This window comes from Oceanobacillus sp. FSL K6-2867, assembly GCF_037963145.1.
Taxonomy (GTDB): domain Bacteria; phylum Bacillota; class Bacilli; order Bacillales; family Amphibacillaceae; genus Oceanobacillus.
Map to the genome: position 1 here is coordinate 2,750,851 of NZ_CP150144.1, position 25,312 is coordinate 2,776,162.

The window sequence follows — 25,312 nt, forward strand, 5'->3', positions numbered from 1 at the left end:
AGGTACAATCATGTCTCACATAATGAATCAAGCAGCTGTCACAATGAACCAGCTGCAGCAAAAGCTCGATATTATCGGCAACAATATGGCAAACAGTCAGACAACAGGTTACAAAAGCCGCCAAGCTGAATTTTCTTCGCTCTTGTTTAGCCAAATCAATAATTTATCCGCTCGAGAAAATGCTGAAGGACGACTAACACCAGACGGTATACGAATTGGCTCGGGAGCAAAAATTGGTTCAGTGGGCAACGATTTGACACTTGGTTCCATTTCTGAAACAGGGAGAGCACTTGATGCTGCGTTGACACGAGAAAATTATCTGTTTCAAATTCAAGTAGATCAAAATGGTCAGAATGAAACATTATACACCAGAGACGGATCCTTTTTTCTGAGTCCAGTAAATAACAATGAGGCAGTCATGTTAACGACAGGTGATGGCCACCCAGTACTTGGTCAAGATGGTCCGATTGTTCTTTCAGATGGATTCGATTCGATTGCCCTTCGTGAAAACGGCCAAATTGTTGTTACACGTGGTGGTCAAGATGCTGTTGAAGCACAGGTGCAAGTTGTGCAAGCAATTCGACCAACCATACTTGAAGCAGCAGGTGAGAACATGTTACGCCTTCCTGACCTCAATAACCTTGGATATGAAATGAATGAAATAATCGAGGAGGTAGGTGTTAATGAGAATATGATTCAAAGCGGTGCACTTGAACAGTCAAATGTGGACTTATCAAAGCAAATGACCGATTTGATTATGACTCAGCGTTCCTACCAGTTTAATGCCCGAACGATTTCAATGGGTGACCAAATGATGGGGCTCGTTAATCAGCTAAGATCTTAACATTATCCCTTTTATCACGCATTAACAAGCTGTAATACCACGCCTTTAAAAATGAGAAAGATGAGATTTGAAGTTGGGGAGACAGCTTGTAAATACCTGATTTTGTTCAACTAACAATCAGTGGGGTGGGAAAAGATCCCGAATAATTGAAGAGTTTCACTTTATTAGGTGATCGTACACGATTGTGTTACACTTCAATTAAGAAAAAGCGTTTTGATTTGCAGGGGAATAAGGAGCAGCAAATTATGTCAACAAACCAATCTGAAAAAAACTCTAGAAGAGCTCTGAAAGAAGAAAAACAAGCAACAAAGAAACTGAAAGCACCGAAAGAGTCTCCTAAATCTAGTTCAGCTTCAGATAAGCAGTCCAGAAAACAGCAAAAGCTAAAACATAAAGCTGAAAAAAAGGAAAATAGAAGACCGCGACGTCGTATTTTTCCTATTTGGCTACGGATTATCATTGTTTTAATTCTTGCTGCTGCTGCACTAGTTGCTGGATTGATGATTGGCTATGGAATTATTGGTGACGGTGTTCCAACTGATGCACTAAAAAAAGAAACGTGGCAGCATATCATTGATATTGTTACAAAGGTAGAATAACTTCTTCTTAATTATATGTACGAACAAAAGACTATCGCATAACATTGGCGATAGCCTTTTATTTTTTTATTATGCATTAACATTCTTTAGTATCCCATCTCTAAAAATAAAGGTAGGAGAATCAGCCCCTTATAGCTGATTTTATGCAAAAGCTTGCCGATCTATCCTGTGGAATTTACAATCCCCCCACTGTTTGAAGTTTCTTTTTAGAAAACCTTATGTGATTTTTCTGCCTGTAACTAATCTAAAGATTAAAAGGATCAACGCAATAACGAGCAGAATATGAACCAGCCCGCCAGCTATATCAAATGAAAATCCAAGTAACCATAAAATGATAAGCAGGACAAATATAGTCCAAAGCATAACGAATTCTCCTTTCAAAAAAATTAATTATTAAGCAACCATATAGATTAAATACCTTTTATTGCTTTGTTTGAAACATATCAACTGCTATAATGAAATACATAGTGAAGCTGATAAAAGAATAAAGGAGAAAGATAACATGTTAGATGTTGAGCAAATTAAAGAAATTATTCCACACAGATATCCATTTTTATTGGTTGATAAAGTAACAGAGATGGAACAAGGAAAGCGCGTCGTTGGTCTGAAAAATGTAAGTATCAATGAACCGTTTTTCCAAGGGCATTTCCCAGATTATCCCGTTATGCCAGGTGTTTTAATTGTGGAAGCCCTCGCGCAGGTTGGGGCTATTGCAGTGTTAAATATAGAAGGCAACAAAGGGAAGATTGGTTTCCTGGCAGGAGTCGATAAATGCCGATTTAAACGTCAAGTAAAACCAGGTGATCAGCTGAAATTAGAAGTAGAGATTCTTCGAATGAAAGGCCCGGTTGGTAAAGGTAAAGGAATCGCAACAGTTGATGGTGAGGTAGCTTGTGAAGCAGAAATTACGTTTGCAATTAAATAAAGACCGCATCAGATCTATTTAGTTTAAAAAGTGTTCCCAAGCAGTGCTAGAACTTGAGTGCTGATGAAAATTCCATGAAGTTGGAATTTTTATCAATAATTTCGCATAAATCCGTATTTCTTCCTTAAAAATGGTTAAGCTAATGTCGATAGTGAACATCTCAAAGGAGGAATTAATGATGAAAAGCAAATTACTTATCAGACTAGGTGCACCTGTTCTAGCATTATCTTTAGTTGCAGCTTGTGGAACTGATAATGAGCAAGACCCTGTTGAAGATAATGCACCTATGGAGCCAACGGAGGAAAACGGGGAGAATCAAGATAATATGATGGAAGATGATAATCTTGATGGCGCACCGAATGAAGAAGAAGTTCCGAATGACAACTTAGGTGATGATGAGGACAGAAAGTAAAACCACAGCAAGTGAATTAGCCTGCTTACAGTAGGTCAAATTCAATCATTCGAATATGAATATGGATAATTGACTAGCTGAATTATCCGTGTTAAGCGATGAAAAAAGCAGAACGACTCCTATAACAGGCGTTCTGCTTTGCAGTTTACTTCAAAGTTTTACATCTATCCTGTTGCCTAACGTTGGATGTGTGGGAGTGGAATCCTGCAGCATATCCATAAGCTGCAAACCTTGCTGTTCCGCTACATCCATAATATTATCCATTACTGCCATACTTGCATCGGTACGAACTTGCTGATTGGCCATTACCACAGACATGGCGGCTATATCCATTTAAATCCCTCTTTTTTTTAATGTATTACCCCAAGTATATCACATATTCGCAAGACAACTGTTTAACCATTGGCAATCTTTTATTTTTCCTTTTTGTCCTTTTTCTTTTTATTTCCTTGTGCTTTTTCCATTTTATCAGATTGCAGCTGCGAGCCCTTTTCTGTATTACGGCCATCGAGTTGTATATTTTGATTCTTTTTGTCTTTTGACATTAAACTGCCTCCTTCATTCCCTTAGATAATTTACTTTACCCTTTCCGCTGTGCTTAAAAACAGATCTTTTTATTTTTGAGATTAAAAAGTTCTGTTTACGTGAAATATTTTGATAAATCTAGTAAAATAGGCTTAGTCCATAATGTATAAAAATAGGCGGTGAAAAGATGGGAAAGCTTTATATTATTTCTTCTGACACAAAAGCAATTATGCGTCATACATCTTCATATTTTCGAGCGAAAGTATTAGAGGGTAATGAAGATAAAGACTCCATACATACACCAGAGCAAATTATTGACAACAGCTGTCTGCTGTATGGTTCCAATTTAAAAGGGAGAAAAGAAGCTGTACAGAAAATCCTGTGCACAACCTCCAAATTACCAGTCCCAGTTTCTCCAACAAGAGGCGTATTTATGTTTCCAACATCATCAACTAAAAATAAGGATTGCGTATGGGTAGCATTTCACCAAATTAAATTTTATGAACAGCGAGCTGATATGACGTATATTGAATTTTTAGATGGAACAGGAATTTACGTCAATGCATCAGAAAATACAATTGACACACAGTATAAAAGAACAAGTCAAGTAATTGTACATTATAACAGGAGGATTTTGTTTGACCATTGACAGTGTTTGCCTTTTGTCTATTTTTGCAGCAGTGGGTGATACATTGCTTGATGATTTAAATATAAAATGAGCGGGAAAAGAAAAGAAGCAATGCGTAATAATCCTGTTCGTTTTAGTGTTATACGAAGAAAATAAGGTACCGATAAAATGGCTAGTCATAATAAATCAAATGAAATACCAGGAGGTGATAATCTGTATGTCTATATCACGTATTTTCAAATGGATTACTGGGATATTTGAAGGACTTTTAGGAATACCATTTCTTGGGGGGCTTTATATCCTCTCGAACGCTTGGATGCCTCTTTTTGTTATGTTGATTCTCCATATTATTACATTGATACTTACAAAAAAAGACAATGGATCTGGATTTGGAAGTGTTTTGGGTATTATTACATCCATTATCGGATGGATACCAATTGTTGGAATGATTCTGCATATCATTACCGCTTTAATTCTCATTCTCTCTGCATCAAGGTCTGAGGGAAGACAGTACATTTAAATAAAAAACTGCTATTACAATAATTGTAATAGCAGTTTTTCTACTTATACAAGCTAGGCTGTGAATAAATAATTAGTCGTCCAGCTTCGACGCTCCATTCTGTTTGTTAAATAGACCACCAATGGAAGCCGTCTTTTGCAAGCAGTTCGTCCGAAGCGTCAGGTCCCATGGAGCCTGAGCGGTAGTTAGGGAAATCGGCGGTCCTATTGGTCCATTCGTTAATAATCGTATCAACGAACTTCCAAGATAATGCAACCTCATCCCAGTGTGTAAAGTTTGTCGCATCACCGATCATGCAATCATAAAGCAGCTTCTCATAAGCTTCTGGCGTGTTAATTCCTGGCACTGGATCATGATTATAGGCAAGCTGTATTGGCTCTGCAAGTGAACCAGTCCCTGACTTCTTCGCATTTAAACAAAGTGTAATACCTTCGTTTGGCTGGATATTAATAATCAGCAGGTTTGGATGTCTATCTTTGTCCTTTTTATAATATAAATTCATTGGGATGTCTTTGAACTCAATTACAATTTTCGTTGATTTTTCTGCTAAACGTTTGCCGGTTCGAATATAAAATGGTACACCAGCCCATCGGTAATTATCGATCATCAGCTTTCCAGCTACAAAAGTCTCTGTATTGGAATTTTCCAGCTCATCAGCTTCATCGACATATGCTGGAACTGTTTCCCCGCCAATTTTTCCGACTCCGTATTGTCCACGTACGAAGAAATTGTCTATTTCTTTTGGGGCAATTGGACGAAGTGCACGAAGAACTTTGATTTTTTCAGATCGTATTTCATCCGTTGTTAGCTTAATCGGGGGCTCCATTGCTAATAAGGCAACCATTTGCAGCATATGATTCTGAACCATATCCCTTGTTGCCCCAGAAGTGTCATAGTAGCGTGCTCTTTCTTCAACACCTAATGTCTCGCTGGAAGTAACTTGAACGTTGGAAATAAAGCGATTATTCCATAAATGTTCAAAGATACCATTAGCAAAACGGATAACTTCAATATTTTGCACCATTTCTTTACCTAAATAGTGGTCAATCCGATATATCTGATCCTCATCGAAAGCGCCGCGCAACTGTTGATTTAATTTCTTGGCAGATTTCAAATCTATACCAAATGGCTTCTCAATCACAAGTCGTGACCAGCCAGCAGAATCCTTTAATCCGTATTCTTGTAATTTATTAGCAATTGTCCCAAAGAACTCTGGCGCCATTGCCAAGTAAAATATACGGTTCTCCTCTGTCTGGTATGACCCTTCTAATTCTTTTATTAAGGCATTTAATCCACTGTAGGAGGAATCATCAGTCACATCGAATGATTGATAATAGAAGTGAGATACAAATTCCTCCAGATCTTCATTTGGAGAAACTGCCTCTTTAATGGAATTCGATACATTCTCGCGTAAAACCTCATCTGTCCAGGGACGACGGGCTAACCCGACAACAGCGAAATCCTCACTAATTTTACCACTCTGATAAAGGCGATATATCGAAGGGAACAATTTTCGTTTCGCTAGATCACCTGTTGCTCCAAATATTACGATAACTGCTTTAGGCTGCAAATCATTACTCATATTTCGTTCCCTCGCTTTTTACTCTATATATACATCTATCATCTATTTTATAGGAAATAAAATATTAATCAAATAATGGATACTTTAATTGTGAACTTTTTAAAACCCATCTACAGTTATTATTTCAATAGCATCCGGGATTTATTTAATAATTGATTAATAACACCTGAAAACATCAGTCCAATTGCGATTCCCCCCGAAAGCAGCATGACTTGGGCGGAAAGCTGAACACCTGTATAGTAATCATTTTCCACAAAATTGCGCATCGCATTATAGGCAATTCCACCAGGGACAAGCGGGATAATACCAGATACATTGAAAATAATAATTGGCTTTTTAAAAATCTTGGCACATGTATGGCTTAAAACGGCAACAAGCATTGCAGCAAAAGTCGTAGCTGGTACAGGATCCATTCCTGCCTCAACCAAAACATAATAAAGAATCCAGCCAAACATACCGACAAAACCGCATTGGACGAGCGCATTCCGTGGAGCATTGAACAATATTCCGAAGCCGGCAGAGGCTATAAAGCTTGTAATAAGCTGCTGCATAATAATCATCATATTTCAACCTCCAAAATGAATACTCGTATTAAACAAAGACAATAATAAGTGCAACACCTGCTCCGATAGCAAATGCTGTCAGTAATGCCTCCACTCCTTTAGAAAGACCGGAAACAAGATGGCCTGCCATCAAATCACGGATTGCGTTGGTTATTTGTAAGCCTGGCACAAGCGGCATAACGGCACCGATAATGGTCTTATCTAAAGCATTTCCGAATCCGAAGTATATAAATAATAAGGTAGATAAGCCAATTAAAAAGGCACCGAAAAATTCAGCAAGGAAACGAATTTCTATCACTCGCTCAAACCCAAGCATTCCTGCAAAGCCGAATGCTCCCGCTATACAGCTAGGAATAAAATCATTCCAACTACCACCGAACATAATGGCAAAGCATCCACTCACAAGTGCTGCGGCAAGGATTTGTGCCCATGCAGGAAATGTTAACTTTGCTTGATCAACTTTTTCCAGCTGCTCATATGCTTCCTTAATATCTAATTCTCCAGCTGTAATTTTTCGTGAAATATTATTTACCTCTGCAATTTTATGTAAATCTGTAGATCGATTCGTCACACGAAGGAAATTCGAGGTTCCTGCTATATCTAAAGAAAAACTAATACCAGTAGGTGTTGCATAGCTCTGTGGATTTTTAACACCAAATGCAGTGGAAATACGATCCATAGTATCCTCGACGCGATAAGTCTCGGCTCCGCTGACTAACATAATTTTCCCTGCTAATATGCAAACTTTTTCAATGGTAATTCGTTCTAACATAAAACCACCTGCCTTTAAAGCAATCGATTCGTTTATATTATAAGGTTTTGCCTGGGGGAATGAAAGAAAAAAAGCTCCTCTTGTCAGGAGCTTAAGCAACATTTATAAACATTAGGACTAAAGCAATGATTGGAACTGCATTGGCAAGTGCAAGAGCAATCATAGAAAACTGGTTCACTGCCTGTTTTCGATCTTCTTCAACATCTACTTTTCGCTGCAAGAAAATAAAGAACATCGCAAATGCCATTAAGATAATAATAATGAATGCGGGAATATAAAGATTTTCGATAGGTAATGGCACTGCATGAATCAATGCAAAGATAATCATAATAAGAGGGAGACTTTCACTAATGGCAACGCCCATAAAGAAATTTGTTTGTGCCTTAGCGACTTGCTCGGGATTTTCTTTGATTTTATCCAAGTTGATTTTGAAGCAAGCTAAAATACCAATAACAGCGATAACAGCTGCCGCGCTGAATAGATACGGACTCAAATTAGCACACCTCCCTTTAATTCAGATTATTTCGAAACACTTCATTATCGTAGCATAGTTTAATATGCATGTCATTGGAAAGCTTACGAGTAACGGGATTCCTAATGACTGTCTATAAATATCGATATAATTTGCTAATTGCCACCATCTTTCGATATAATTTAAGTCGATTAAAGAAAAAAATTCAAGTACTACTACAAGAACTACTACAAGAACTGTCAACAAAGAACAGTAGGAGAATTCTATGTTTAATTATGTCGATTTATTTATTGCATTTCTCATTGCATTCAGTGCAGCTTTATTGTGTACATACCCAGTAAAGAAGTTCGCTATTAAAATCGGTGCGATGGATAAACCAAATAGCCGTAAAATACATATCCATGAAACGCCCAGGCTAGGTGGATTGGCGATTTTTATTGGTGCTCTATTAGGGACGCTTTATTTACAGCCATATCACCAGCACTTACCTGAAATTTTAATTGGATCCATTATCATTCTGATTACTGGTGCGCTGGATGATCGATTCACAATCAAGCCGATTTTAAAATTGTCGGGGCAATTGGCTGCAGCTTTCCTTTTGGTGTCTTCAGGGCTGATCATCGAACGAATTACCATCCCGATATTTGGTGTTATCGATCTCGGAATATTAAGTGTGCCGATCACAATCCTATGGGTTATTGGTATTGCAAATGCGATTAATCTGATTGATGGATTGGACGGTTTGGCGACAGGTGTTACAACAATTGCAATGACAAGTATATTTGTTATGGCACTAATTGATACACAAATTATTGTTGCATTTTTAAGTATTGCATTAATAGGAGCAAACTTAGGCTTTTTATATCATAATTTTTATCCAGCCAAAATTTATATGGGGGATACCGGGTCAAATTTCCTCGGGTATATGATTGCGGTTCTGTCGATGCTAGGGTTGTTTAAAAATGTTACTTTTTTCAGTTTCATTATTCCTGTTATTATCCTGGCAGTACCAATATTTGATACATTAGTAGCAATTGTCCGACGTGCTTATAACAAAGAGAGTATTATGGCTGCGGATAACAAGCACCTCCATTACCAGCTTATTCAAGCTGGTTACAGTCACCGAAAGGCAGTTATTATTATTTACATTTTCAGTGCCTTATTTGGGGTAATGGGAATTTTATTTTCCAATGCAAGTCCAACCCTGTCGTTGCTCATAACGCTCGTCGTTATCATACTGCTTTATATTTTTGCTGAGCTCGCAGGAATTGTTATGGGTGGGAAACGCCCGATTGTTAGTTTCTTAAGGAAAATATTACGGAAAATAGAACGTTCACAGTAAAGAGAAGAGCCTGGGACATAAATAAGTATCTTTTGTCCCAGGCTCTCTACTTGTTTATAATCATAGCATCGATTTTCTTTTTCTTCTTTGCTGCATATAGAACGCAACCAAACCGATGATGATTAGTACTGCTCCAATAGCTAGATAATTATATGTTGCTGTAGCGGTATTTGGAAGTTTATTACCATCTGTTGGATTGCTTTTTGCATAACTAGTATTCATTCCACCGCTAGGATTGTTGCCGGTGTTGTTGCCGAAACCTGTACGATTGTTATTAATTGGGTCTTTAGCTGTTGGATTTTTTTTGTCATCCTTATCCACTTGGTTCCGGTCTGCAGGTTCATTAATTTTGTCATCATTGTCTGCATCTTCAAAAACGGCAAATTGACTAAAGTGATCCACGTTAACAGAAACCTTGCCATCCCTGTATACAGCACCAGGAATTAACTCCCATTGCTCTGTTTCCTCATTTAAGTAGTATACATTTAAAGCATCTGTATGGTTAACTTTATTTGCATCAATAGTGAATATAAGCGATATCGGTTCCTTAAAGATGTCGATTGCGTTTTTGTTTGCATAGATCGTTAAATCATATACAGGACTGACAGCCTCTTTAACCCCGTCCTGTTTTTCAAGATTAATTGAAATGTCTTTATCATCCGGTAAATTAACCAATGGGATTTGCATTTCAATATGATGGTTCTGAATAATCAATGTTGCTTCTTTTGCTTTCAAAGCAGCAACCTGTTCTTTTGTAATGTCAATACGTACAGATTCCACTTTGTCTAAGTTAATGATGAATGTACCATCATCCGCTAGTTTATCGATAGCATCATTTGAAATGACAGCTGCTCCATCCTTAATTTGTGGCTTTGTAATAACAGTATCCTCTTTAGGTGCCGGCTTAGAAATATTCTCGACATGGATGGTTTGGATGGCCTCAACTCCATTGCGATTCTTTGCATAAACGGTATACATTCCATTCTTATTAACATCAAAAGCTTTTGTCTCTAAATCAATTGCATGTCCATCCTCAGCAAAATCTTCAGCTGTTTTCTCGCCTGTTAGCCACTTCAATGCTGCTAAATCTGTCTCACTGTCTGTTGCAACAGAAATCGTTACAGGACCTTTTGTTGACTCAGTAGTAGAAGGGGAAAGCGTGATGGTAAATTCCTCTTCAGCAGGGTCCGTAATATTTGTTACCGTAATGCTTTGAACCGCTTCAGCTCCATTAGTGTTTTTCGCGTAAACAGTGTAAGTCCCGTTTTCTGTGATATCAAATGCCTTTTTGTTTAAATCAATTGCATTTCCTGCTCCTGATTTAGCAAAATCCTCAATGGAATGTTCACCTTCAAGCCATTTTAATGCTGCTAAATCTGCTGCACTGTCAGTGTCAATCGAAACTGTAACAGCTCCTTCAGTTGGTGCGGTCGTTGAAGGTATCAATGAAATATTAATAATCTCATCGCCAGGCTCAATAATAGTATCGATTACAATGGTTTGTACAGCCTCTAATCCGTCACTGTTTTTCGCGTATACCGTGTAGGACCCATTTTCAGCAATATCGAAAGTCATTGTTTTCAGGTCAATTGCGTCTCCATCATCCGCGAAATCTTCTTCTGTAAGTTCTCCTGTAAGCCATTTTAATGCAGTAAGCTCTTTTTCACTGTTTGTAATAACAGAAATGGATACAGGACCTTCCGTTGGTTTTGTTGTAGAAGGGCTCAATGTAATGCTGAGCTTACCTTGTACGATAATATTCCCAACTGCAATGGTTTGAACTGCTTCGGTCCCGTTGCTATTCTGAACATAGACGGTATAGATTCCATTTTCATGAACATCAAATGACTTTGCATTTAAATCAATGGTATTTCCGCTCTCAGCAAAATCTGCTGCAGCTTTATCACCTTCAAGCCACTTCATAGCAACCAGCTCTGCTTCACTATCCGAATCAACAGAGATGGAAACTGGTCCTTCTGTCGGCTCTATAGTGGAAGGGGAAAGGGTAATGGCAATTTCCTCTTCAACCGGATCTGTAATATTTTCTATTGTAATCGTTTGAACTGCTTCGGTCCCGTTGCTATTCTGAACATAGACGGTATAGATTCCATTTTCATGAACATCAAATGACTTTGCATTTAAATCAATGGTATTTCCGCTCTCAGCAAAATCTGCTGCAGCTTTATCACCTTCAAGCCACTTCATAGCAACCAGCTCTGCTTCACTATCCGAATCAACAGAGATGGAAATTGGTCCTTCTGTCGGTTCTATAGTGGAAGGGGAAAGGGTAATAGCAATTTCCTCTTCAACCGGATCTATTATATTTTCTATCGTAATCGATTCAACAGCTTCAACACCTTCACTATTTTGTACATAAACGGTGTATGTTCCATTTTCATGAACCTCAAAAGCCTTTGTATCTAAGTCGATAAGATTTCCTGCTTCAGCAAAATCTTCCGCAGTCTTGTCACCTTGCAGCCATTTCATCTTAACCAATTCTGCTTCACTATCTGTATCTACAGAAATCGTAACTGGTTCTTCTGTTTGCTCATTAGTAGAAGGTGTTAAGGAAATCGTAATCTCCTTTGCTTCTTCTTCTGTAACGTCCAGCTCAAGTTGCTGCTGAGCGCTATTTGCAACAATGTCGGTAACTGTTAAAGCAAGGTTGTGTTTACCGTTCGTTAAGTTCGTTAACTGGACTTTAAATGTTCCATCTTGTTCCAGTGTTACATCATTGCTTTCTAAAACATGACCATCATCATCTGTCAGTTCATATGTGACGGATAATTTTTCATTCACATCGTAAGTCAATCCAAAAATTTTCTCGACAGTCTTTTTAAAGTCAATAAATTTATCATCGATTGATCCTGTTACAACAAATTCGTTTCCGTCAATTGCTTCCTCTACAGGAGCGAAATCAATTTGAGGAAGAGCTGTTTTTACATAAAATGGTCCATCGTCTGCAAGCAATGTGATATTTTGATTTGCAATATCCCATGAGTTAAAATCAACGGTATACACACCATCGGGAATTACCATTTCTTGCTCGGTTTCCCAATCGTAGTATGTTTCACCTATTGGAAGCTGCCATTCACCAGCAGGTAATGCTTGCAATGCCAAATAACCAATATATCCATCATCATAATAGCCGCCATTTGGATTTGCTGCATCCCATAGCTCAATAGACATCAGCTCTTCATCTGCTAACAATCCAAATTCTAAAGAAGTTTCATCATGCTGGCCATCATTATTAGGTGAAATTGCATAATCGTTTATTTCGAAATATGCTAGTCCACTCGGAATCTCTGTGGAAAAGTTAACAGCAAACGGTAATGCTAAATTCGTTGTCCCGTTCGTAATATGAATGTATCCAAGCAGCTCGTTTCCAGGAGATTCTTCGCCTGCTGGGACAGATAATGTAACATCAAGAGTTTCCGTACCATTTAAAGTAAAGGCTGATTTGTTTACGGTAACGCTAGCATCATCTAATTCACCAGTTGCTGCTTTCGTTACGTCAACACTTACATCAAAATCACTGGATTTTCCGATTAGGTCGCGTACTTCAATCTGTTTTGTTATCGTTAAAGCTTTTTCTGGATCTGGTGCTACGCGGCCAAATGTGATGGTTCCTTTTTCGTAATCAAGTGATTGTTCATCAAAAACAGTTGTGTCTAATGCATATGCCAATGCTTCTGCATTTGCAGCTGCCAGTGGCTGAACACGACCTGGTCCTTGAGCGAAAACATCATATTGCTCTGTATTCAATTGCTTTGCTGTGTTTGACAGTGCCACTTTAATATCATATGGTGTCCAATCAGGGTTTTTGGACAAAAGTAAAGCTGCTATGCCTGCAACTTGAGGTGCAGCCATACTCGTTCCCGTTTTCCGATCGTATGCTTGAGCATATGCAGCATCAGGATAATCCTTTCCATAAGCAGGGACTGTTGCCATAATATTTGTCCCTGGTGCCGAAACATCTGGTTTGATGTCAAATACTGGCGTAGCTGGTCCACGTGAACTGGATGGATTAATTTGGTCGCCATCAGTAGACTCATCCTGGTAATCACTAAAGGTAACCTCGCCAATATTGTCCGCTGACGATGCGATTGCTTCTCTTAAAGCTTGGCCATCTGCAGTTGAAATATCAAATGCTGGAATATAGCCAAATGAACTTCCCAGCAATACATTTGCAGGACCTTCACCTTCAATATTGTTATGAATCAGGATACCGATAGCTCCAAATTCCTTCGCCGCCTCTATCTTATCTACAAACGGAATTTCACCGCGTGCAACTAACGCAATTCTTCCTTCAATGTCAATTTCTTCATAGTCAGAGGATGCACCCACTCCTGGAACAGGTACAACGTCATATGTACCCGATAATGCATCAGCTGGATTTTCAGCAAAATTCCATCCCATTAATGCTGCGTCATATTGCTTCTGGTACTCACCAGCACTAATATCTAAGCTTGCTTGAATTGTATCCTCTGGCAATGTGGAGTTTCCTACTGAAATTGCCAGTGCAGCAGATGCAGGATTTCCAACCGTACCACGTCCTGGACCACTATTTCCTGTTGCAACAATTGCTGTAACTCCAGCTAAAGTAGCATTATTGATAGCAATTGCGTCTGGGGCAGTCTGGCTGTTGCTGCCACCGCCTAATGATAGATTAATAATATCCATATCTTCCTCGACCGATTTATCAATCGCAGCAATGATCCCGGACGTAAATCCACTTCCATATGCACCTAGTACACGATATGCGTACAAATCAATTTTAGGAGCGATTCCTTTTATGCCGTATTCATTGTTTCCTGTTCCTGCAATGATACCCGCAACATGTGTCCCATGTGATGTATAAAAGGAGCTGCCATTGGCACTGAATTCTGGCATATGTTCTGGACGATCCTCTGGAGTAGTTTCATACGGATCATCATCGTTTCGAGGACGTGCATAATCATCCGTATGTTCAATGAAGTTATGGCCGCCTTTATAAATTTCTTGAAAGTCAGGGTGATTATAATCAATACCCGTATCCAGCACGGCAACTTTCACACCTTGTCCCTCATGACCTAGATCCCAAAGTTGAGGAACTTCAAGGTGGGGGACAGTATCAATCATCATCGGACCTGCTTTATTATTTCCAGCAACTTCAAGAGCATGAACTTCTTCATCTGGATCAACACTGACAACGCCCTCCATTGTTAAGAGCTTATCAATGTCATTGGCGTTCATTTTCAATGACATCCCATTAAATGCCTCGGTGTACGTAAATCCTTTCTCATAGTCTATCTTGTCTGCTTTTAATAGTCTTTCAAACCTGGCTTGCTCATTAATAACCTTATTTTTTACAGTTGTTGCCTGTGCTCCGCTAAGCATTTTTCCTTCGACTGTTTTCTTACCTTGTTCTAATGCAACTGGAGCTTCCGATAATTGAACAATAACAGCTACTTCTTTATCACTAGATAAATTTTGCAATGATGGATGTAAAACAGGCTCCTGATTTAATAATGCTTGTTGCTTTGAAACTGCATTTTTCAGCTGCGATATTCTATCGTCAATGTTTAGTTGCTTAGAAACATCGTGATTTGTTTCAGCAGTTACAATTAATGGATTAAATAATGAAAGTATAAGGGTAAAGATTAATAAACTACTAAATAATTTCTTAACATATCTCTGTTTCAACCATTTTTTCCTCCCATTCTCGTTTCAATTATTTTTCTATATAGGTCGACTAATTCCTCATATTAAATCAATCCTTTCACCAAATTATTCAATTTTTTGACAATAATGCAATCTTATAGTAGCACAGCTCTATTACAATAGGAATATAATTTTGTAATATAATAGCAATATAAATAATAATTAGTTAATTACGACTATTGTTTAAAGCTGTATGATATCTTTGTTGGGTCTTTTTGTTTATTTTGGTTTCTTTAGGGTAAACAGGGAACATTGTATATGATAGGTAAATACGTTTGTCATATTTTTGGAATAGAAAATATTATATTTTGTAAATAAGTAGTGATAAAATAAAACCTATGTTTAAAATTCAAATCGACATTAAAGGAGAAAAAGTATGGATGAAAGAACCACTTTAGAGAAATCATTAAAGCCACATTGGGTATGGGCAATTGCCTTGGGTTCAGCGATTGGCTGGGGAGCATTCGTGCAACCTACAACGTGGATGTCTACAGCTGGTCCGCTCGGAGTAATTATTGGATTCGGTATTGGTGGTTTATTAATGATGCTGATAGCTGTCAGCTACGGCTTTTTAATCAAAAGCTTTCCTGTTTCAGGAGGAGCGTTTGCATATACATATGTTAGTCTGGGACGTACACATGCATTTATATGTGGCTGGTTTTTAACGTTTGGATATCTTTGTATTGTCGCACTCAATGCATCAGCATTTGCATTAATGATTAAGTTTACGCTGCCGAAGCTTATTGAAAACATCTATCTTTACGACGTTGCTGGCTGGAGTGTATATGGAACAGAAATTATAATTGGAACAATTGCGCTCATCGTATTCGGGTATTTCAATATAAAAGGAACTGGAATGTCTGGCAGAATCCAGTTTATCTTTTGCTGTGTAATGGTTACTAGTATTGTTGCTTTAACACTATTAGCTGGGATACAGCCAGGTACTGGAATATCAAATATACAACCATTTTTCCCTGCGGAAACAACTGCTTTTGCAGCCATTATTTCAATTGTAGCGATTGCACCATGGGCATATGTTGGATTTGATACAGTACCACAAACAGCCGAGGAATTTAATTTTTCCTCTAAAAAAGCATTCAGTTTAATTATTTATGCAATATTTTTTGCTTTCGTATTATACAGCTTGATGATTATTACGACATCCATGGCAGAGCCGTGGCAAGGTTTAGTTGCCGGCAATTACATTTGGGGAACAGGAACAGCGATTCAACGTTTATTGGGAATAGGTGGTTTGGCTATTTTAGTGGTAGCATTGACGATGGGAATATTCACTGGGTTGATTGGCTTTATTCTTTCTTCTAGCCGCTTGCTATTTGCTATGTCGCGGGCAAAGATACTTCCTGAAACCTTTTCGAAATTGCATCCAAAGTATAAAACACCTTATATTAGTATTATATTTGTAGTGATTTTGGCGATGTTCGCCCCGTGGTTTGGCAGAGAGGCATTGCTGTGGGTGGTTGACATGTCATCGGTAGGTGTAACAATAGCTTACTTTTACACTTGTTTCACTGCATTTAAACTATTTAGGTGGAAAAAAGATGCTAATTTTAATGAACAATTAAATACCGTTTCACCATTTAAAAAAGTTGTTTCCTTTATTGGATTGCTTACGAGTCTTGTGTTTCTTGGCCTGTTGCTGGTTCCGGGATCACCTGCATATTTAGGAATTGAATCAAGGATTGCCTTAGCAGCGTGGATTGTTCTCGGGGTTATCTTTTATTTGATGAAACGTAAGCAATTTAATAAAGTCCCTGAAAAGGAATTGAATTACTTAATCTTAGGTCAGGAAGAAGTTAATGTGAAAAACAGATAAAAATCCAACCTGGAATTAATAAAGCGGGAATCTTTGCAATAAACAAAGATTCCCGTTTTTTCTTTACTATCAAATTACAAACTCCAGTAATGATATCCTCTTGCTTCAGATTCTTTTCTGTCAAAGATGCTTTTAATGTCAATTAACACTTTTGAATCATTTTTGTAAAGCTCTTCCAAGTTATCTAAGGTGTAAGATTCCTGGAATTCCTTGTGAGGAACAGCAAATACTACACAATCCAACTCCATTAATTCCTCTTGTTCTACTAAGCGAATGTTAAATTCATTATAAACTTCCTCATTCTCGGCAACAGGATCATGAACAAGTGTCTCAACACCGTATTCCTGTAATTCTGTAATGATATCGATGATCTTTGTATTTCGGACATCTGGAACATTCTCTTTAAACGTGAGTCCGAAAATAGCTACCCGTGCACCGTCGATCTCTTGTTTGGCTTTAATCATTTTTTTAATGATATTGCTTGCAATGTATTTTCCCATGTCATCATTAATTTTTCTTCCCGAAAGAATGATTTGCGAATGATATCCAAGTTGTTCGGCTTTATAGGTGAAATAATATGGATCAACGCCAATGCAATGTCCGCCAACTAATCCAGGTGTGAAGTTAAGGAAATTCCACTTCGTTCCAGCAGCTTCCAAGACAGCTTTTGTATTAATATCCATTTTATTAAACACCATTGAAAGCTCATTCATAAATGCAATATTGATATCTCGTTGTGAATTCTCAATGACTTTAGCTGCTTCAGCAACTTTAATGGATTCGGCTTCAAATACACCAGCTTCAATAATAGAGCCATAAAGATCAGCTATTTCGCGAAGCGCAGACTCGTCCGAACCGGAAACAATTTTTGTGATCTTCGTTAAGGTATTTACTTTGTCACCTGGGTTAATTCGCTCTGGTGAATAACCAACTTTAAAATCAGTTCCAAATTCCAGACCCGAAACTTCTTCAAGAATTGGAATGCAAACCTCTTCTGTCGTTCCCGGATATACCGTTGACTCATAAACAACGATAGAGCCTTTAGTTAAATTCCTTCCAACAGTTTCACTTGCTCCAATTACTGGATTTAAATTAGGTGTCTTATCCGTATTAATAGGAGTTGGTACAGCTACAATATGAAATTTGCAAGATTGTAACTCTTCCTCCTCACTCGTAAATACTAGGCTCGTTTCTTTGAGGGCTTCGTCGCCAACCTCGTCTGTTACATCAATCCCGCTTAAATATTTATCCAATTTAGCCTTATTCACATCAAAGCCAACAACATCAAATTTCTTAGCTAGTTCTATTGCTAGTGGCAGACCAACGTATCCTAAACCGATAACTGCAATTTTCTCTTCTTTTGCTTGTAATTTCTTAAACAATTCCATGGTATCGTTGCCTTCCTTTATCTGTATGGTTTATTTCATATGAAGCTTTAAGATTAAGTAGTGCTTCTCGGTTCCTAAATGGCACTACATCTTTAAATATTGCTTTTCAAAAATACTATACATCTATATATTGATCTTGTATAGCAATTACTATTATACAGATTCTGACTATTTATTGCATTTTTTTGTCGAAAATTGGATAGTAAGTGGCAATATGATAAACTAACACTATCACAAGGTAAAATAAGAAAACCTTAATAAACGGCTATTTAATTATAATAGAAGGAGAGCATAAGATGAGAGTAACGAAGGCTATAATCCCGGCGGCGGGATTAGGGACACGTTTCCTGCCAGCTACAAAAGCACAGCCAAAGGAAATGCTTCCAATTGTGGATAAACCAACGATTCAATATATTGTGGAAGAAGCAGTTGCTTCCGGAATAGAAGATATTATTATTATTTCTGGAAGAGGAAAGCGTGCAATAGAGGATCACTTTGATAAGTCTTACGAGCTTGAAGAAACGCTCGCACATAAAGGGAAGCTCCAAATGCTGGAAATGGTCAAGTCTATTTCGAATTTAGCCAATATCCATTATATCCGACAAAAGGAGCCTCAAGGCTTAGGGCATGCAATTGGCTGTGCGCACAGCTTTGTAGGAAATGAGCCATTTGCTGTTCTGCTTGGGGATGATATTGTGGAATCAGAAGTACCATGTTTAAAGCAGCTTATCGATGTATTTGATAAACACCAATCTTCGGTAATTGGTGTACACGATGTCCCAATGGAGGATGTATCAAAATACGGCATCGTTAAGCCATTAACGCTAAACGATAATGGTTCTTCTGTTCGAGCGATTGAATCATTAATTGAAAAGCCAGGTCGAGATGAAGCTCCATCTAATTTAGCAATTATGGGAAGATATATACTTTCACCTGAAATTTTTGATATTCTCGCAAAACAGAAGCCAGGGAAAAATAACGAAATTCAGTTAACGGACGCATTAAATAAGTTAAATGAAAAGGAACAAGTGCTTGCATATAACTTTACTGGTGAACGTTATGACATTGGCGGGAAATTAGGATTTGTACAAGCAACCATTGATTTTGCCCTGAATAGACCAGACTTACATAACGAAATTAAGGCATATATGGAGCAAAAGCTGAAAAGTTTAGAACAACAATAGACACCAGCAACAAAAAGGATCTGCGTTTATCATACCAGGTCCTTTTTGGCGTTAAACATCCATTTTTATTATATATTTGTGTTCAAAGGCAGGATAACGGATTTTTGGTTATATTAAGAGAGCTTTACAAAAAAGGGACAATGTAACAATAAATCATATGGATGATACCTTAATTGTAATGATTTCGACAATTTATTTATTGTTGCCGCTATGGTATAATTCGTTCAGTGTATTTTCGGTCTATTAAGGAAGTGAACAAAAGCGGAAGCCTTGCTAATCGCTGGCGAAGAAGCTGAATATGGGTGTCACAGTACAGTTAAATCATATACTTTCTTTACTTTAAAAAAAGGATGACGATTTCGTGGAGAAGAAACGTGTTTTATTTTTTATTTACCAAATGGGTGGCGGTGGAGCTGCTCGAACATTATTGAACATATTAAACAATATCGATAGATCGAAATTCATTCCAATACTCGTTACATTACAGTACGATGGAAGCTATGAGAAGTATCTAGAGACTGATGTGAAATTTATTAAATTAAAGACGAAACGATTAAGATCAGCCATTTTCCCATTAGCAAAAGTAATTCGGGAAGAAAAGGCGGATATCGTATTCAGTACGATTCCGAATTATAACACGATAGCCATACTGGGAAATTTTTTCTCTTTTACTGGAGCAAAAAACATCGTGCGAGAAGCAGCCTTTTTGGGAGGCAGCCCTGCTGCTGATTTTAAATTAAGACTATACGGGCTTTTATACAAACTTTCCAGTCGCGTGATTGCACTCTCCAACGGTGTAAAAGAAAATATTGTAAAGCGTTATAAGGTAAAACGTGAAAAAATTAATGTTATTTATAACCCAGTAGATATAGAACGTATTCGAACTAATATAAAAGAGGGAATTCTTCCACAGGAACATCAAACCATATTTAATGGAAATGAAAAAGTAATCATTACAGCAGGCAGGCTGGTCCAGGATAAGGATCAACAAACACTGATTAAAGCGTTTGCTGATGTAAGTCGCAGCATCGATGTAAAGCTTGTTATTCTTGGTGAAGGTGAACTTGGGGGCGAATTGAAGCAGCTTGCTGAAAAACTAGGTGTGGCGCATAAAGTATTTTTTCTTGGATTCCAACAGAATCCATATATCTATTTTGCCCATGCGGATGTTTTCGTCCTAACCTCGAAACGAGAAGGCTTTGGCCATGTTCTGTCAGAGGCGTTAGCCACAGGAATACCTGTTGTTTCAACGAAGGCATACCCTGGTGCTGAAGAAGTATTAAATGCTGGTGAATATGGGCTAATGTGTGAAATTGGAAATGCAGAACAAATAGCAGAAAAAATTTACGAAACATTAACCTGGACAGAAGACAGGCGGGATCATGCCATTAAAAAAGGACTAGAGCGTGTGAATACATTCCGCGCACAGAAAATTGTTAAACAATATGAAGATGTATTTATGGAAACATAACCAAGACAGAATAAAATGTTGAACAGGAGTTGAAGGAGTATGCATACTCCAAAGCGTGTTGTTCAGTTAACAACTGTACACCACCCATATGATCCCAGGATCTATCATAAAGAGTGTAAGTCATTGCAAAAGGCAGGTTTTGATGTGACTTTAATCGCCCAAGAAGGCGATCAGAAATCAAATGGAGATAAACCAATAAAACATATACCATTAAAAAAATATAAAAGCAGATTAAAAAGGATGACAGTTGGCGCATTTGCAGCTTTTAAAGAAGCGAAAAAATTAAACGCAGACATCTATCACTTTCATGATCCAGAGCTTTTGCCGATAGCATGGCTGTTAAAAAATAAAGACAATGTCGTCGTTTATGATATTCATGAAGATTACATTACAAGCATTCTGCAAAAAGATTATATGTCATTGCCAATCAGAAAAATGATTGCGTCTATTTATAGATTAATGGAACGCTTTTTTGCTCGGAACTTTGAATTATGTCTTGCGGAAAAATATTATAAGGATATTTATCCGACGGGGACGTGTATTCTAAATTACCCGACAGTTAATGAAAAGTTTTTAAATAGCAAACGTGAAACCCCTGCAGAGAATAAAGTCCTGTATACTGGAAATGTGTCCGTTGTACGAGGTGCAATGTTTCACGCTCGCATACCGGTAATTGATGAAGAGATTGAAATGCATTTCGTAGGTAAATGTCCAAGTGACCTGGCAGAAAAAATGTACGAGGCAGCTGGAGATAAGAAAGCAAACTTAAAAATTGAAGGAATCGACCAGTTTATCGAAAAAGAAGTAATTGAGGATCGCTACCTTCAAACAAATTGGCTGGCAGGGATAGCCCTTTTCCCGCCAACGGAGCATTATATGAAAAAAGAACTGACCAAGTTTTTTGAATATATGAATGCAGGGCTGCCGATAATCTGCTCTAACTTTCCTGTCTGGAAAAAATTTATGGAAACCTATCAGTGCGGTATAGCTGTTGACCCATATGATGATGAAGCGATAAGAAAGGCAATTTCTTATCTTAAAAATAACCCTGAAGAAGCAAAACGCATGGGGGAGAATGGGAAAAAAGCTGTTGCAGAGGAACTGAACTGGTATACAGAAGAGCAAAAATTAATTTCCTGGTATTATAAATTGCTTGATTTAGAAAAGAAAAGTATGCGGGAAGAAGGAATCGGTGATTAAATGAAACAAGATCCACTTATATCGGTAATTACCCCTGCCTATAATGCAGAGCGGTTTATCGGAGATACGATTGATTCTGTTTTGAATCAAACGTACTCTAATTGGGAAATGGTGATTGTGGATGATCGTTCCACTGATAATACAACGTCGATTGTGGAAGAATATAGGAAGCGTGACAATCGAATTAAGCTAATTGTTCTTGAGGAGAACAGCGGTTCAGCTGTAGCGCGTAATACAGCAATGGAGAATGCTAAAGGTCGCTATATTGCTTTTCTTGACAGTGATGATCGTTGGCTGCCAGAAAAACTGGACAAACAACTCCGATTTATGCAAAACAACGACATCGCTTTTTCCTTCACAAAGTATGTCCGAATTTTAGAGGATGGGACTAAAACAAATGCTGTGAGCAGCACCCCAGAATCTGTAAATTACGATGATTTAATGAAACGATGTGTAATTGGCTGTTTAACCGTTATGCTTGACCGAGATAAGGTTGGTCATTTGAAAATGGTCAATATCCGAACAAGGCAGGATTATGTTTATTGGTTAACCATTACGAAAAAGGGTTTCCTTGCTTATGGACTTCCCGAAATATTAGCCGAATACCGCCTTGTTGGCAATTCAATCTCAAGTAATAAGTGGAAAGCTGCAAAACGAAACTGGTATGTTTTCAGGAAAATTGAAAAGCAAAGCTTGCCGAAAAGCATATGGTACTTTGCGCATTATGTAATAAGGTCCATTATGGATCTTATTAGATGGAGAACGAAGCGATGATTATAATTATTATCGAAAATACATTTATATAAAGAACACTGATTATAATCATAATACATTTTTTGTTAAAGCGATAAATCAATAATCAGGTAATAATTGATTAAGCTTTTAGGCTTTTAATATTAGGCGGTGTCATGAATAATGAAAAATTATATGCAAGAAATGCTGAAGAGAAAAGATTTATTATTTTACTTAGTCAAGTCCGGGTTGAAGGCAGAGCACCGGAATAGTTACTTAGGATATTTTTGGTGGTTGCTGGATCCATTATTGAATGTATTGGTGTACTACTTCCTAGTCGTAATCGTACTGGGGAGAACCCATGATGAGTTTTCATATCCACTCTTTTTAGTCATTGGATTAGTCGCTTGGCGTTGGATAAGTACAAGCATCAACTCATCATCAAAATCCATCTTAAGGTACAGCTCGATTATTAATCAGGTATCTTTGCCAAAAGCGCTATTTCCATTATCGTTTACGTTAACACAGTTATTTAACTTTGCATTTGGTTTAATTGTAATTGCGTTATTCCTAGCAATTTATGGCGTTGTACCAACATGGCATATTGCATACCTGCCATTAATTATTTTTATTCAATTAACGGTACATTTGGCGTTAGGACTTGTTCTCGGATTTATTACGATTTTTGTTCGAGATATTGAGAATCTAATGACATATATTACACGTATTTTCTTCTACGCTTCCCCGATCATCTGGGAAGGTGGACGTTTAATCAGAAGTGGAAAGGTGCCTGACTGGCTTGTACCATTGATTGAATACAATCCAGTAGCGATTATAGTTACAGCCTATCGAGATATTTTGATGTTCCACCAAACACCAAATTTGATTGGTCTTGGAATTCTTTTCTTAATCGCAATTATTATAGGAACCTTTATGATTTATTATTACAGTAAAAACGAACATAAAATTATTAAGGCATTATAGGTATGTCATATTTAAAATGAGGGGTAGACATGCAGGATCAAACGAAACATAATACGCACGAATCGCAAGAGGATGTTATCGTTGCTAAGAATATAGGTGTTTCCTTTTATGACCGTGGCTATCAGGATGATATAAAATCACGTGTATTTGGCATGTTCGCTAAAAAAGAGAAAAAGAAAAAGGAAAAAGTCTGGCCATTAAAGGATATAGATTTTACAGGTCACCAAGGAGAAATCCTCGGCATTATCGGTTCCAATGGAGCTGGAAAGACGACATTAAGTAAAATCATTGCAGGAATTTTGCAGCAAGATAAAGGGACAATGCACGTTGATGGTAAGGTAACTGCATTATTCTCATTTGGAATGGGCTTCAATAAAGAGCTGACTGGAAGAGAGAATGTTTATTTAAATGGCATGATGCTTGGAGTCAGTAAATCATTGATTAATCATTATATTGATGATATCCATGAGTTCTCAGATATCGGAGATTTTATTGACCAGCCAATGAAATATTATTCCAGTGGTATGAAAGCAAGACTCGGATTCAGTGTCGCGGCCCATTTAGAGCCTGAGGTGCTTATCCTTGACGAAGCATTAAATACAGGGGATGCGCGTTTTAGCAAAAAAGCTGCTGTGAAAATGAAAGAGCTTGTAAAACAGGCTAAAATGGTAATTATTGTTACACACAGCCTAAGATACGCACAGCGAAATTGTGATCGATTAATGTGGATCAATCAGGGTGTGGTAAAGGAAATTGGTGATCCGAAAGAGATTGTTGCGCATTATAAAGCAACAGTCCCTGCGCCACCTAAACGCAAACGAAGCCTGGAACTAAACAAAACGGAGAGCTCGGTTAAAGATAAAACGATTGTTCGGGCTACAAATGTGGGTATTTCCTATGAACTTAATACAGGCACATTCTGGGCGTTAAAGGATGTTAATTTTGAAATAAAAGAAGGCGAAGTAGTTGGGATCATCGGTCATAATGGTGCTGGAAAAAGTACACTTTGCAAAGTGCTGACAAATATCCTGAAGCCAGACCAAGGCGATATTCAGCTAGAAGGGGAAACCTCTTCCCTTTTAGGGTATGGAACAGGTTTTAATGCACAATTATCTGGAAGAGACAATATTTTCCTGAATGCGATGCTTCTTGGGATACCTAAAAAAAGAGTACAAGCGAAATATGACGAAATTGTTGAATTTTCCGGACTGAAAAAATCCATTGATAAACCAGTAAAACAATATTCATCTGGTATGAAATCAAGGCTCGGCTTTAGCATTGCCGCTATATTGAAGCCTGATATATTTATTATTGATGAAGCACTCTCAACTGGTGACATGGCATTTCAGCAAAAAGCAAGTGAACGAATCCAAGACATGATGTCTCATGCAAAAGCAGTTATTATCGTTTCGCACAGTATGAACTTTGTGGAAAAAGTATGCACTAGAGGAATCTGGATGGAGCGTGGACAGGTTCGCTTTGATGGAACTGCGGAAGAGGCAGTTGCTGCATATCGAGAATCACTTGGCATAAGTAAAACTGGAAACGCGAATAAAAAAGTTGTAAAACAAATAAGAAAGCAAGTTTTTAAACAGGAATCTCCCAAGAAACCTGTAGAAAATAAAGAATAAT

The 25,312-nt window shown here is 37.8% G+C and carries 23 protein-coding genes; 14 read left to right on the top strand and 9 right to left on the bottom strand.

All coding sequences use genetic code 11. From position 1 onward, the window contains the following. The first annotated feature begins 10 nt into the window (after positions 1–10). On the top strand, positions 11–844 hold the full coding sequence (locus NSQ77_RS13440) for a flagellar hook-basal body protein (protein ID WP_339226546.1): 834 nt from the start codon (positions 11–13) through the stop codon (positions 842–844). 245 nt (positions 845–1,089) lie between these two features. Then, complete coding sequence (locus NSQ77_RS13445; protein WP_339226547.1) at positions 1,090–1,443, top strand: DNA-directed RNA polymerase subunit beta; 354 nt, start codon at positions 1,090–1,092, stop codon at positions 1,441–1,443. 216 nt (positions 1,444–1,659) lie between these two features. On the opposite strand, the gene NSQ77_RS13450 is transcribed toward NSQ77_RS13445, so the two are convergent. After that, the gene (locus tag NSQ77_RS13450; protein WP_339226548.1) at positions 1,660–1,806 is read right to left on the bottom strand and encodes a lmo0937 family membrane protein; all 147 of its coding nucleotides are present in this window, start codon (positions 1,804–1,806) and stop codon (positions 1,660–1,662) included. A 139-nt stretch (positions 1,807–1,945) separates the two neighbouring features. On the opposite strand from NSQ77_RS13450, the gene fabZ reads away from it, so the two are divergent. After that, a complete protein-coding gene (gene fabZ / locus NSQ77_RS13455; RefSeq protein ID WP_339226549.1) occupies positions 1,946–2,368 on the top strand; it encodes a 3-hydroxyacyl-ACP dehydratase FabZ in 423 nt (140 codons plus the stop codon). Positions 2,369–2,546: 178 nt separating this feature from the next. Next, a complete protein-coding gene (locus NSQ77_RS13460; RefSeq protein ID WP_339226550.1) occupies positions 2,547–2,780 on the top strand; it encodes a hypothetical protein in 234 nt (77 codons plus the stop codon). A 150-nt stretch (positions 2,781–2,930) separates the two neighbouring features. On the opposite strand, the gene NSQ77_RS13465 is transcribed toward NSQ77_RS13460, so the two are convergent. Continuing rightward, positions 2,931–3,113, bottom strand: a complete 183-nt coding sequence (locus tag NSQ77_RS13465) for a YjfB family protein (RefSeq protein WP_339226551.1) — start codon at positions 3,111–3,113, stop codon at positions 2,931–2,933. A gap of 80 nt (positions 3,114–3,193) precedes the next feature. Continuing rightward, on the bottom strand, positions 3,194–3,325 hold the full coding sequence (locus NSQ77_RS13470; RefSeq protein ID WP_339226552.1) for a hypothetical protein: 132 nt from the start codon (positions 3,323–3,325) through the stop codon (positions 3,194–3,196). A 167-nt stretch (positions 3,326–3,492) separates the two neighbouring features. Between NSQ77_RS13470 and NSQ77_RS13475 the strand changes: the two genes are divergently transcribed. Further along, the gene (locus NSQ77_RS13475; RefSeq protein WP_339226553.1) at positions 3,493–3,954 is read left to right on the top strand and encodes a competence protein ComK; all 462 of its coding nucleotides are present in this window, start codon (positions 3,493–3,495) and stop codon (positions 3,952–3,954) included. 196 nt (positions 3,955–4,150) lie between these two features. Further along, entirely contained in the window at positions 4,151–4,453 is a 303-nt protein-coding gene (locus NSQ77_RS13480; RefSeq protein ID WP_339226554.1) for a hypothetical protein, read from the top strand. Between the two features lie 106 nt (positions 4,454–4,559). On the opposite strand, the gene zwf is transcribed toward NSQ77_RS13480, so the two are convergent. From zwf to NSQ77_RS13500, 4 genes are all read right to left on the bottom strand, one after another. Next, positions 4,560–6,035, bottom strand: a complete 1,476-nt coding sequence (gene zwf, locus NSQ77_RS13485; protein WP_339226555.1) for a glucose-6-phosphate dehydrogenase — start codon at positions 6,033–6,035, stop codon at positions 4,560–4,562. A 119-nt stretch (positions 6,036–6,154) separates the two neighbouring features. Beyond that, positions 6,155–6,595 carry a threonine/serine exporter family protein gene (locus NSQ77_RS13490; RefSeq protein WP_339231011.1) on the bottom strand — a complete coding sequence of 147 codons (441 nt, stop codon included), beginning with the start codon at positions 6,593–6,595 and terminating at the stop codon, positions 6,155–6,157. Between the two features lie 31 nt (positions 6,596–6,626). Continuing rightward, entirely contained in the window at positions 6,627–7,370 is a 744-nt protein-coding gene (locus NSQ77_RS13495; protein ID WP_339226556.1) for a threonine/serine exporter family protein, read from the bottom strand. 91 nt (positions 7,371–7,461) lie between these two features. Beyond that, positions 7,462–7,863: a hypothetical protein gene (locus NSQ77_RS13500; RefSeq protein ID WP_339226557.1), complete on the bottom strand. Its 402-nt coding sequence runs from the start codon at positions 7,861–7,863 to the stop codon at positions 7,462–7,464. Positions 7,864–8,107: 244 nt separating this feature from the next. Here NSQ77_RS13500 and NSQ77_RS13505 point away from each other — a divergent pair, with 244 nt between their 5' ends. Further along, positions 8,108–9,184, top strand: a complete 1,077-nt coding sequence (locus tag NSQ77_RS13505) for an MraY family glycosyltransferase (RefSeq protein ID WP_339226558.1) — start codon at positions 8,108–8,110, stop codon at positions 9,182–9,184. A 60-nt stretch (positions 9,185–9,244) separates the two neighbouring features. On the opposite strand, the gene NSQ77_RS13510 is transcribed toward NSQ77_RS13505, so the two are convergent. After that, positions 9,245–14,869: a S8 family serine peptidase gene (locus NSQ77_RS13510; RefSeq protein WP_339226559.1), complete on the bottom strand. Its 5,625-nt coding sequence runs from the start codon at positions 14,867–14,869 to the stop codon at positions 9,245–9,247. 394 nt (positions 14,870–15,263) lie between these two features. Between NSQ77_RS13510 and NSQ77_RS13515 the strand changes: the two genes are divergently transcribed. After that, positions 15,264–16,721 (top strand): APC family permease, encoded by a 1,458-nt coding sequence (locus tag NSQ77_RS13515; RefSeq protein WP_339226560.1) that lies wholly within the window; start codon positions 15,264–15,266, stop codon positions 16,719–16,721. A gap of 74 nt (positions 16,722–16,795) precedes the next feature. Here NSQ77_RS13515 and NSQ77_RS13520 read toward each other — a convergent pair whose 3' ends face one another. Further along, complete coding sequence (locus NSQ77_RS13520; RefSeq protein WP_339226561.1) at positions 16,796–18,109, bottom strand: nucleotide sugar dehydrogenase; 1,314 nt, start codon at positions 18,107–18,109, stop codon at positions 16,796–16,798. A gap of 296 nt (positions 18,110–18,405) precedes the next feature. On the opposite strand from NSQ77_RS13520, the gene galU reads away from it, so the two are divergent. From galU to NSQ77_RS13550, 6 genes are all read left to right on the top strand, one after another. Then, positions 18,406–19,293: a UTP--glucose-1-phosphate uridylyltransferase GalU gene (gene galU, locus NSQ77_RS13525; protein ID WP_339226562.1), complete on the top strand. Its 888-nt coding sequence runs from the start codon at positions 18,406–18,408 to the stop codon at positions 19,291–19,293. 361 nt (positions 19,294–19,654) lie between these two features. Beyond that, positions 19,655–20,764, top strand: a complete 1,110-nt coding sequence (locus NSQ77_RS13530; RefSeq protein ID WP_339226563.1) for a glycosyltransferase — start codon at positions 19,655–19,657, stop codon at positions 20,762–20,764. A 39-nt stretch (positions 20,765–20,803) separates the two neighbouring features. Beyond that, the gene (locus NSQ77_RS13535) at positions 20,804–21,964 is read left to right on the top strand and encodes a glycosyltransferase (RefSeq protein WP_339226564.1); all 1,161 of its coding nucleotides are present in this window, start codon (positions 20,804–20,806) and stop codon (positions 21,962–21,964) included. After that, complete coding sequence (locus NSQ77_RS13540) at positions 21,965–22,738, top strand: glycosyltransferase family 2 protein (protein ID WP_339226565.1); 774 nt, start codon at positions 21,965–21,967, stop codon at positions 22,736–22,738. Between the two features lie 141 nt (positions 22,739–22,879). Next, positions 22,880–23,680, top strand: a complete 801-nt coding sequence (locus NSQ77_RS13545) for an ABC transporter permease (protein ID WP_339226566.1) — start codon at positions 22,880–22,882, stop codon at positions 23,678–23,680. Positions 23,681–23,709: 29 nt separating this feature from the next. Further along, positions 23,710–25,311 carry an ATP-binding cassette domain-containing protein gene (locus NSQ77_RS13550; protein WP_339226567.1) on the top strand — a complete coding sequence of 534 codons (1,602 nt, stop codon included), beginning with the start codon at positions 23,710–23,712 and terminating at the stop codon, positions 25,309–25,311. The last annotated feature ends 1 nt before the right edge of the window (position 25,312 follow it).